General features: G+C 38.7%; 9 protein-coding genes. 4 read left to right on the top strand and 5 right to left on the bottom strand.

The features are described 5' to 3' along the window. The coding region (locus tag FJR09_RS19425; RefSeq protein ID WP_217361134.1) for an SHOCT domain-containing protein at window positions 1-366 on the top strand (366 nt) is incomplete at its 5' end. A 112-nt stretch (window positions 367-478) separates the two neighbouring features. Here the strand turns inward: FJR09_RS19425 and FJR09_RS19420 are convergent. Next, window positions 479-2,692, bottom strand: a complete 2,214-nt coding sequence (locus tag FJR09_RS19420; protein WP_168652999.1) for a phosphoketolase — start codon at window positions 2,690-2,692, stop codon at window positions 479-481. A 309-nt stretch (window positions 2,693-3,001) separates the two neighbouring features. On the opposite strand from FJR09_RS19420, the gene FJR09_RS19415 reads away from it, so the two are divergent. Next, a complete protein-coding gene (locus FJR09_RS19415) occupies window positions 3,002-4,384 on the top strand; it encodes a cytochrome P450 (protein ID WP_015079768.1) in 1,383 nt (460 codons plus the stop codon). A 280-nt stretch (window positions 4,385-4,664) separates the two neighbouring features. Continuing rightward, complete coding sequence (crtO, locus tag FJR09_RS19410; RefSeq protein WP_015079767.1) at window positions 4,665-6,353, top strand: beta-carotene ketolase CrtO; 1,689 nt, start codon at window positions 4,665-4,667, stop codon at window positions 6,351-6,353. A 16-nt stretch (window positions 6,354-6,369) separates the two neighbouring features. On the opposite strand, the gene FJR09_RS19405 is transcribed toward crtO, so the two are convergent. The 3 genes from FJR09_RS19405 to rpaB all read right to left on the bottom strand — a co-directional run bounded on the left by FJR09_RS19405 (window position 6,370) and on the right by rpaB (window position 8,556). Next, window positions 6,370-6,888, bottom strand: coding sequence for a DUF456 domain-containing protein (locus tag FJR09_RS19405; protein ID WP_148765479.1), 519 nt, complete (start codon window positions 6,886-6,888; stop codon window positions 6,370-6,372). A gap of 129 nt (window positions 6,889-7,017) precedes the next feature. Beyond that, on the bottom strand, window positions 7,018-7,665 hold the full coding sequence (locus FJR09_RS19400; RefSeq protein WP_015079765.1) for a cofactor assembly of complex C subunit B: 648 nt from the start codon (window positions 7,663-7,665) through the stop codon (window positions 7,018-7,020). 162 nt (window positions 7,666-7,827) lie between these two features. Further along, the gene (gene rpaB, locus FJR09_RS19395; protein WP_015079764.1) at window positions 7,828-8,556 is read right to left on the bottom strand and encodes a response regulator transcription factor RpaB; all 729 of its coding nucleotides are present in this window, start codon (window positions 8,554-8,556) and stop codon (window positions 7,828-7,830) included. Between the two features lie 172 nt (window positions 8,557-8,728). Here rpaB and radA point away from each other — a divergent pair, with 172 nt between their 5' ends. Next, window positions 8,729-10,243 (top strand): DNA repair protein RadA, encoded by a 1,515-nt coding sequence (gene radA, locus FJR09_RS19390; RefSeq protein ID WP_015079763.1) that lies wholly within the window; start codon window positions 8,729-8,731, stop codon window positions 10,241-10,243. A gap of 77 nt (window positions 10,244-10,320) precedes the next feature. Here radA and FJR09_RS19385 read toward each other — a convergent pair whose 3' ends face one another. Beyond that, window positions 10,321-11,412 (bottom strand): HNH endonuclease, encoded by a 1,092-nt coding sequence (locus FJR09_RS19385; RefSeq protein ID WP_015079762.1) that lies wholly within the window; start codon window positions 11,410-11,412, stop codon window positions 10,321-10,323.

Below are 11,412 nucleotides of genomic sequence, written 5' to 3'. Positions count from 1 at the left end.
CGAATTTACCATCAAATTTTCTTCATACTCATTTATTGGCTTGATATTAACATGGTAATACTGCCCTTTTTATCTATTCATAGAAGTTACATTTTGTCAAAAAAAATTAGATGCGTTTCCCCTGCTATTAAGCACGCTCAAGAAAACGTAATAACTTTTAGAGGAGAGGAACAAAACAACCAATTTTTTGTATTTAAAGAAATAGTAGAAAAAAGAGCCAGAGAACTTAGAAGAAAAGAAATACCATCAAGTTCATCATCTTTGTTCATAGCAGAGGAATTGAATAAACTTGGAGAGTTAAAACAAAAGGGTCTTATTAATCAAGAAGAATTTGATGCTAGAAAGAAAAAATTACTAGATAGCTAACCAATCAGCTAACAAAAAACTCCATATTATTATACTATCGCAAACCGCAAATGTACTTAACAAAACACAAAATTATCCGCGTTTATCTGCGTACATCTGCGGTTAAAAATCCTTAATGCACTAACTCAATAGCCCGCTTAGTCAACGCTTCCGCAGTCAAGCCATTAAAAGCCATCAACTCACCGGCACTAGCCGTAGTTTCCCCACGCTTCCAGGCGAAAGAATCACGTTTAGAATTACTGCGTAACATGATAGGTTCTAACATCGCCGCAGCGCCACCTGTCACACCAATTAAGGCATCACCACCAAACAATTGCTCAAAATCGGCATCACTTAAAAAACCGTTATCAGGTTCAGAACAAGTATCCCAAGCAGTATCATGAGGACGATATAAACGACGAGGATTGATAATAGAAACAATCTTCACACCAATACCTTCAGTTTCTAAAAAAGCCGCCGCTTCAAACACAGGAATTAAAGTCAAATCGCCAATTACAGCAAATACAACAGTCTTCCCACCAGCCACTTCATGTAATAACACCGCACCATCAATTAAGCCTTTTTCAGTTTGGGCAAAAGTGCTACGAATTGGCAAAGGAGACTTACTAGCAGTAATGACAATGCCCTTATTTTTTGTTTGCAAAGCCCAGTTATAACAGACTTGAATACTGTTAGCATCTGGGGGAAATAATGGGAAGACATTTCCGGTTCTCATCAAAGAAGCAAAATAAGCTTCAATTTCTGGTCTTTGGTGAGTCCAACCGTTGCGTCCTTGTTCCAATGCCCCCGCTGTAAATAATGTAATTGTTGAGGGTGTTTTGCGGCGTAATTCTGCCATTGCTTGGGTGACTGTTTGCCAAATTGGTAAACCATTGATAGCAAAAGATTCATAGGAACACCACAAAGTTCTCGCCCCCATTAAGGATAAACCAGCCGCTAAACCTGCACAAGCATCTTCGCTCAAAGGTTCGTAAACTTGACCTCCTGGGGCTTGATGATAGGTATCATCTGTGGTGGGGTGAATGATTTTTAATGCTTCATTAATATTACCAATTCCTGAAGCAGCGTTACCATCGGCGTTAGTCACAAGGAAGTTTTTATCCTTATTTCCTACTACTCCCACTAGCTTACCCATGACAGTTGTAGAAACTTGAGGAACTGCCCCAACTTGATATTCTACTAATGGTAATTCGCCAATTTCTGCTAAGGGTAATTCAAATTCTGTGACTACTGTTTTCGCAGCCGGACCACCTCCAGCCCGTTCGGCATTTGTCCGCACAATTTGCCATGCTGGGGCTGATAATGCCCGTTTTTGTAATGCGCTGACGATATGGGGCGCGGTTAAAGTATCTTGAGGATAGAGGTTGTGGGATTTTGCCCCTAAAGCGTGAACCCCTGCCCCTTTGAGTTGTTTGATAATAAATACCGTCAATTTACCACCGAGTGCTGAACGGGCAGCTTTATCCATACCTACTAATACCGCTTTGGTAAATTCTAGGCGCTTGGCAAAGGAAAATACCGTACTATCAACATATTCACCTGCTTGGTTTTGGTCGTCAAAATCTTTGGCATTGACTAATACGACTTCGGCAAAACCGTTACCTTGCCAATAGGCAATCATCTCTGCGTTGGTTTTCAAAGATACCATGCTGTGGTGTTCTTGGCTATAACCGTTCCACACTAATACGGGCAAGAAGTTGGTAGCGGTGGGGTAGGCGGTGTTAAAATGTGCCATTGCACTCATGATATAGGGTTCACCCAGTCCCCCGTCTCCCAGGGTGAAGGGGAAGAGTTTATCACGGTGCAGGAGGGCAGCGGCCATGGCGAAATGTTGTCCTTGTCCCAGGGGTCCAGCCGGTGCGAGAATGCCGGGAATGTAGCCGGAAAGGTGTCCTAATAATCCATGCTTTTCTCGAAAGCGATCGCCCAATTGTTGTACTGTAGAAATGCCCATGTCTTCCAAAGATCGGTCTAGGAACATGGCACTATAGAAACCGGGGGCGTGATGTCCCACTTCCGTGATAATGTTTTTATGTCCCAGCATGACCAAAGCTGCATAAGCTTCCGCTTGGCTGGCAAAACCGCCAGGATGTCCAGAAGCTTTACTAGCAGTGATTTGTAGAGTTAAGTAGCGCAGGGCATCAGCGGCCAGTAAGGTTTGATATACTGCTGTTGGATCTGTGGCATCTGTTATAGATATATTACCAGATGCGATCGCTGGTGTTGCCCCATAAGTTTCAAAATCTGGCAATGCTTCCCCAAAATATTGTATCCCTTCACAAAAATTTGGAACTGCGGAAGCTGCCTTTGTCGTAATTACTGTCATGTTGAGTACCTGAATAAAATCGGAAAAACTTGAGTTTCTGGTTTAATATAACCAAAATTTTACATCTTTAAGGATCTAATAGTTAATTGCTTTTTCGCAATATCACCATAAGTAGGTTAAATACTCATCTCACATGATTACTTGTTTTTCCTTTCATGTCATTACATCAGTATACGTAGGGGTTTAGCAGTGCTAAACCCCTACACATCTAGTTTTTTTGATAATCTTGTGAAAATTCAAATCTCAAGGGTTTATAGTTGAAGTTGAGTTATTCTGTAATTAATTGTGTAATCAAAATAGGAGAAAATTATGCAACTACTACCAGGACCAAAAGTATCAGCTACTATTCAAGTTTTAAACTGGATATTCAGACCCATGAGTTATTTGACAGAATGTGCCAAGACTTATGGTGATTTATTCACTTTAAAATTGCAAAGTAATTTACCACCAATGTTATTTGTTCATTCTCCTGAAGCAATGCAGCAGGTGTTAAGTAATGATCAAAAAGACTTGGAAGCACCAGGAGATTTAAACAGTATTTTTCAATATTTACTGGGCAAAAATTCTGTCATTAGTCTTAGTGGTAAAGCACATCAACGTCAACGTCAATTAATTATGCCTCCTTTTCACGGGGAAAGAATGCGAACTTATGCAGAATTAATTGAGAATATTACCACAAAAGTTTTTAATCAACAACCAAAAAATCAATCTTTTAATATTAGGAACATTACCCAAGATATCACTCTTCAGGTAATGATGGAAGCTGTTTTTGGCATTTATGAAGGAGAACGAGCAGAAAAACTTAAACATTTACTTTGTGAAATTTTAGAACAGGGTAGCAGTCCTTGGAGAGTTGCTTTTCTCTATCTTCCCAAATTGAAAGAAATCATAGGAATTTCTGAAATTTGGAAAAGACAAATGAAGAAACAGGAAAAAGCTGATCAACTCATTTATCAGGAAATTCAAGAAAGAAGAGAAAATTTTGATCCTAATCGCACAGATATTCTTAATTTACTTATGTCTGCTCAAGATGAAAACGGTCAACCTATGACTGATGCAGAATTAAGAGATGAATTGATGACTTTATTAGTCGCAGGTCATGAAACTACAGCCACAGCTATTTCTTGGGCTTTTTACTGGATTCATAAACTCCCGGAAGTTCGAGAAAAGCTATTAGTCAAATTGGATAGTTTAGGAGAAAATCCTGATTCTAATACTATCTTTAAATTGCCATATTTAACTGCTGTCTGTAATGAAACATTAAGGATTTATCCCATAGCAATGCTAACTTTTCCCAGAAAAGTAAAAACACCTATTTCTCTTTGTGGTTATCAACTTGAAGCAGGTACAATTATTATGGGTTCAATTTATTTAACTCATCAACGGGAAGATATTTATCCTCAACCTGAAAAATTCAACCCAGAACGCTTTTTAGAAAAACAGTTTTCTCCCTATGAATTTCTACCTTTTGGTGGTGGTGCAAGACGTTGTATCGGTTTAGCATTTGCCCAAATGGAAATGAAATTAATATTAGCTAAAGTTCTGAAAATATGGTCAATGAAATTAGTGAATACCGATGAAATTAAACCACAAAGACGGGGTTTAGTTACAGGTCCAAATGGTCCCATAAATTTAGAAATTCAGAATCTTCGTCAACCAGAATCTGTAAATTTAGAAACAGTCACAGTTTAACAGCAATAATTTCTCAAACAAGATCCCTGATTTATTGAATAAATTGGGGATCTATAGTAATCCTAAATAAGACGTATTTGTATAACCTGCCGTAAACATACATCTCTTCCTTCTCTACCTCTGCGCTCTCTGTGCCTCTGTGGTTCGTTCTCCGACAACAACTCAAATAGGATGGCTATATTATTGTAACTAATCTCCACTAAAATTTTACCTAATTTACTTGCAATTTGCCGTAAATATTAATAATATAAAAAAGCCAGGTTTCTATGTCATAAGAGATATGCAAGAATACGACGTTATCATCATCGGTGCTGGACACAACGGTTTAGTTTGTGCAGCTTATTTACTCAAAGCAGGTTATAGCGTCCTTCTACTAGAAAAACGTCCTGTTCCCGGTGGTGCAGCCACAACAGAAGAATGTATCCCAGACAAAGCACCAGGTTTTAAATTTAACTTGTGTGCCATTGACCATGAATTTATTCATTTGGGTCCAGTAGTAGAAGAATTAGAACTGACAAAATATGGCTTAGAATATCTAGATTGTGACCCAGTTGTATTTTGTCCTCACCCCGACGGTAAATATTTTTTAGCTCATAAATCCTTAGAAAAGACCTGTGCAGAAATTGCTCGTTATAATGAAAGAGATGCTAAAAAATATGCCGAGTTTACAAATTATTGGCAACGGGCAATTAACGCCATGATTCCCATGTTTAATGCCCCACCCAAATCAATTATAGATATTTTTGGTAACTACAATCTGCAACAAGTTAAAGATTTATTTTCTGTAGTTGGTTCTCCCGCCAAAAGTTTTGATTTTGTGCGAACAATGTTAAACAGCGCCGAAGATATTCTTAATGAATGGTTTGATGAAGAATTTCTCAAAGCCCCCCTATCTAGATTAGCATCAGAATTAGGTGCGCCACCTTCTCAAAAAAATCTGGCAATTGGGGTGATGATGATGGCTATGCGTCATAATCCTGGAATGGCTAGACCTCGCGGCGGTACAGGTGCATTGGTGCAAGCTTTGGTGAAATTAGTTAAGAGTAAAGGTGGGGTAATTCTCACAGACCAGCACGTAGAAAAGATTTTAATTGATGATGGTAAAGCGGTAGGAGTTAGGGTAGCAGGTGGTAAAGAATATCGAGCAAAACAGGGAGTAATTTCTAATATTGATGCTCAAAGATTATTCTTACAAATGACAGAAAAAAGTGATATTGATGCCGTTGATCCTGATTTGTGGGAAAGGTTAGAACGCCGCATTATCAATAACAATGAAACCATTCTGAAAATAGATTTAGCATTAGATGAACCTTTGCATTTTTCTCATCATGATCATAAAGATGAATATCTCATTGGTTCAATTCTCATTGCTGATTCTATGAATCATGTTGAGCAGGCTCATAATAAATGTACAATTGGCGAAATTCCCGATTCTGACCCCTCCATGTATCTCGTCATGCCTAGCGCCCTTGACCCTAGTTTAGCACCACCTGGTAAACATACTTTATGGATTGAATTTTTTGCTCCTTATCAAATTGCTAATGCAAAAGGTACAGGTTTAAAAGGGACAGGTTGGACTGATGAATTGAAAAACAAAGTTGCAGATAGAGTAATTGACAAATTAGCAACTTACGCCCCCAATGTGAAGAAAGCAACTATCGCTAGAAGAGTAGAAAGTCCGGCAGAATTAGGAGAAAGATTAGGGGCATACAAAGGGAATTATTATCATATTGATATGACAATGGATCAAATGATCTTTTTTCGACCTTTACCCGAATTAGCTAATTATAAAACCCCCATTGATAATCTCTTTTTAACAGGTGCAGGAACACATCCAGGTGGCTCAATTTCCGGTATGCCAGGACGCAATTGTGCGAGGGTATTTTTGCAGAATAAGCAACCTTTTAGTCAGGCTTTAAAGGATGCTAGAAATTCAATTAAGTCTACAGTTAATTCGGTATTTGGATAGACGGTTCTTATTCAGGTTAACTACCATATACCTGCGGCCAAGTTGTCAACAAAAATACTACAACCGCGCTGATAGCTAAGACACCTTGAATCAAATTCCCCACCACTGTACCGACAGTAATTCCTATACCAGCTTTTACCGCAGGCCATAATTGACGTTGATAAAGAAACTCACCAACAATTGCTCCTAACAGTGGTCCAAATAAAATCCCTAATAATGGACCACCAAAAGGTAAAGCTGGTAATAATCCAAAAAACCCCAGTAATAAACCCACGAATGCGCCAATTTGTCCCCACTTACTCGCACCGGCTTGTTTTGCTCCGATATAACCAGCAAGGAAATCAACTCCTGTACTCAGAAGTAAAACAATGATTGTCACAATCAGGGGAATTTTGATAGCTGCAAAGGAATTACTGACAATTCCCCAAATAACAATAGATATTAAAATCAAACTACTTCCAGGGATAGCTGGAACTACAGCACCGATAATCCCTACGAACATTACAGCCACTAAGAGTAAATAAATAATTTGCATAATTCATAATTTATAACTTTTAGAATCTCGTTAATCTCGTTCCCAGTCTCCGACTGGGAATGTTCATCACGCGGCTCTGCCGCTAGTAACGGGAGGCAGAGCCTCAAAGTTAGCATTCCTAGCCAGAGTCTAGGAACGAGAATGACCAAGAGTAACAGCTAATTTATCAGCAATTCCCGCAATCCAGTTTTCATCTTGTTTAGTGTAACTGCGGGGAGCATTTGCTGCTAAAATTAAAACCCCTTCTTGACCAATTGGTTGACAAATTACACCTTGTGTGTTTTCTGGTAAATAGTCAAATTCGATTTTACCAGGATAGACATACAAAGCCACTAAATAAATTGGCTTTTGTGTTTCTAATACTTTTTTTAAAATTATTCCTGGTACTACTTCCGATTTAGCAGCCAGAATACCGCGACGTAATAAAACTTTACCTTGATAATAAACTATGAGCGATCGCGTCACTGTATTAGTTAATAATAACCGCGTTGCCCAGGCTAATTCTATTTTCGCGGCTTCTGGTAATTCTGGATCTAAAAAAAATCCCTCTTCCCCAATTAATTCTACTGTCTCCGGTGTGCGCGGCTGTACCTGTTGCCAAATTAAACCAGTTAAAATTAACACCGCACTCAAAATTACCCCCAGCACATCTCCTCGTGCTTGGGAATTTGTCAGTTCCGGTGTTAACAACCGATTCATTAACAAAAGCACAGCACCTAAACCCCCAACAACTAAGGGTAAACGCCGTAAAACTCGATTAGGATCTGATTTGGTCATTAGGAATAGGAGTCAGGAGTCAGGAGTGAGGAGTCAGGAGTCACCGAGTCAGGAGTCAGGAGTCAGGAGTCAGGAGGAGGAAGAAGAAGAAGAAGAAGAACTATAATATTCCCCAATTACCAATCACCAATTACCAATCACCAATCACCAATCACCAATACTTTACTCTTCCCCTGGTTCTAATATGCGTTGGAACAGATAACCAGTACCTCTAGCGGTGAGAATTAGTTCAGGGTTGCTGGGATCATCTTCTAATTTTGCCCGTAAACGAGAGATATGTACATCCACAACGCGAGTATCTACATGGCGTTCAGGAGTATATCCCCATACTTCCTGCAAAATTTCTGAGCGGGAAAAAGCTTCACCAGAACGACTGACTAACAATTCTAATAAGCTAAATTCCATACCGGTTAAGCGAATGCGCTCATCACCCTTATAAACTTGACGCTTATTTGTATCAATTTTGATGGTGCTGACATGAATCACCCCAGAACTAGGAATACCATTTGCACCTGTTTTGTCCACCCGTCGCAAGACTGAACGAATCCGTGCTTCTAGTTCTTTGGGTGAAAAGGGTTTAACGACATAATCATCCGCACCCAATTCTAAGCCGGTGATGCGATCTGCCACATCTCCCAAAGCGGTGAGCATAATAATGGGGACATCGGATTCTTTGCGTAATTCTTGACAAACGCCATAACCATCTAGTTTTGGCATCATTACGTCTAAAACTACTAGGTCTGGTTCAGCTTTGCGAAATATTTCTAAAGCTTCCTCACCATCTCCTGCTGTCACTACATCGTAGCCAATCATGGAAAGGCGTGTTTCCAAAATCCGCCGAATGCTGGCTTCGTCGTCTACTACCAGGATTTTTTCTTTATGACTTTCCAAGTTTTGTCATGCTCCTTAACTAAAATTTTTGATGATTAATTTTAAATATCATAATATTAAGATATCATTGCTCTCAATTGATTTGGAAAGAGCTTCCAACTATTACTATTATTAGATGTTCGTTTTTTCCAAAATTTAAGGAAAAATTAAGATTATTAACTAAAATTTAAGCATGGCAAAGCCAAAAACCATTTATATCTGTAGTAGTTGTGCAGCGGAATTCTCTCAATGGTTCGGAAAATGTTCAAATTGTGACACTTACGATTCTTTAGTTGAGCAAAATATTAGTTCTTTTATCGGGGATATACCTAGCCGGTCTGGAGTGGGAAATTGGCAAGCTGGAGGTCATAGTAAGTCTCATAATAAACCAGCTAAAGCCAGATCTTCTCTGACTTTTGACCAAATTAGCGATCGCCAAATTGCTCGTTGGGAGTCCGGTTATGGGGAATTAGATCGAGTTTTAGGTGGTGGAATTGTTCCCGGTTCGATGGTGCTAATTGGTGGTGATCCTGGTATCGGTAAATCAACTTTACTACTGCAAGTTTCTAACCAATTGGCGCAAAAATACCGAATTCTCTATGTGACTGGAGAAGAATCTGGACAACAGGTAAAATTGCGTGCTTCTCGTTTGGGAATGTCAAAACCACCCACGCTAGTCACGGAAGATCCTGAAAACAAAGATCCGGAAAAACCGATAGATCCTGACAGTATAGGTGCAAATTTGTATGTTTTGCCAGAAACGGATTTAGAAGAAATTCTGAGGGAAATAGATTCTCTAAAACCAAATGTAGCGGTAATAGATAGTATCCAAACAGTGTTTTTTCCTGCTTTGACATCAGCACCGGGTTCAGTTGCTCAAGTCAGGGAATGTACCGCAGCTTTGATGAAGGTGGCAAAACATGAAGATATTACGATGTTAATTGTGGGTCATGTTACCAAAGAAGGAGCGATCGCCGGTCCCAAAGTATTAGAACATTTAGTAGATACCGTATTATATTTTGAAGGCGATCGCTTTGCTTCCCACAGATTATTAAGAACTGTAAAAAACCGTTTCGGAGCAACCCACGAAATTGGTATATTTGAAATGGTATCCCAAGGATTAAAGGAAGTTGATAACCCTTCCGAACTGTTTTTGGGCAATCGTGATGATCCGGCTCCGGGTACGGCTATTGTGGTAGCTTGTGAAGGAACAAGACCAATAGTTGTGGAATTACAGGCTTTAGTCAGTCCTACCAGTTACCCATCTCCTCGTCGGGCGGGTACAGGCATAGATTATAATCGCTTAGTGCAGATTCTCGCCGTCTTAGAAAAGCGTGTAGGGATACCTATGTCCAAATTAGATTCTTACGTTGCTTCTGCGGGGGGATTAAATGTAGAAGAACCAGCGGTAGACTTAGGAATTGCAGTAGCGATAGTTGCCAGTTTCCGCGATCGAATCGTTGATCCTGGTACAGTCTTAATTGGGGAAGTAGGGTTAGGGGGACAAGTGCGGTCGGTTTCCCAAATGGAACTACGCTTAAAAGAAGCCGCGAAACTAGGATTTAAAAGAGCCATAGTTCCTAAAGGGACAAAATTCCCTGAGATTGGGATTGAGATACTACCAGTAGGTAAAGTCATAGATGCAATTATTGCGGCTGTTCCTCATCAAGAATTGACAGAAGAAGATTTAGAACCTGATGAGGATTAATAATCAAAGGCTAGGATTTAGTAGTTCAAAATAATACAATTGTTGGATACCCCTTTCCAAAAGTGGAGAGGGGTTTTTTATTTCTCACATTTTTGTAAAAAAGTTTGATAATGCTGTTCTAATGCAATTAAATTAGGTTTAAATCTGTCTTTTTCAGGAAGTAGTAATTTTTTGCCGCTAAGTCCTTGATAATCAGTACCACATAAGCTAGGGGAGATTACCACTTCATAGCTTTTTGGATCTATAGATAGTAAGTGTTTATCAAAAAGTATGTGTATATCTGCTCGAAGTAAAATTCCATTAGAAGGATGATTTGTTTCATAACCAAGATAGGGAATAATATGAGCAGCTTGTAAAACATTTTTTGTGTCAAATCCTGTAATGGAACACTTTCCTTGATAGGCTTTTAGTAGATCACTACGAAACTTAGCTTGTCCTTTGCGTTGAACAACTACAGATACAACTCGCTCTCTATCATCTGTAATATTCTGCGGATCAAATTCATTTTCAAGAGCATGAAGTAATTCTCTAGAAAGGTCGTCTTTTGGCTCTTCTCCAGCCATCAGGTGCATTAACCTTACGTAAATATCATCCTCTTCCTCTGAATTAAAGTCACGTTGCTTTATATATTTCTGATAAACAAAAGCTAATTTTACAAAATCTATTTTATCCCAAGGACTAATATTTCTTGAATTTTCGTGAGGACTTTCTTCTGCTCCTAACTTTGTATTTTGATAACGTTCTTCTAGAATTTCCTTTTCCAATTTTGCCTGAAATAAAAATAACTCTTTTGATAATTTATCTTTTGGACTTTCACCGGATGAAAGAATAATAAGCTTCAGTAGAACATCTTTTTTCTGCTTAAAGTTTAAGGTATGCTGCTCTACATATTTTATAAAGACAAAAGTGATGGTTTCCCAAACTTTAATTTCTGTTTCTGGAAAGACATCTAGTGTAAAACATTTTAACCAGTTTTCAAAACTGTCAGTTACAAAAACACCGACAAGTGAATAAATTCTGTTAATTTGATTAAGCTGTTCAGATGTAATTTGGCTAACTGGTCTATTACGCGGAATAAGTTTTTCCAAAGACTGGCTTTTAATTGTCATCTTACCAGTTTTACGATTTAAAATTCTTGTTTTGATTTTCAAATTTTCGTTATTTGACAT

Source organism: Dolichospermum sp. UHCC 0406 (assembly GCF_009712025.1).
In the GTDB taxonomy this organism is placed as follows: Bacteria; Cyanobacteriota; Cyanobacteriia; order Cyanobacteriales; family Nostocaceae; genus Dolichospermum; species Dolichospermum lemmermannii.
The sequence above is the reverse complement of the archived record's forward strand: the minus strand, read 5'-3'. Positions and strand labels throughout refer to the sequence as shown.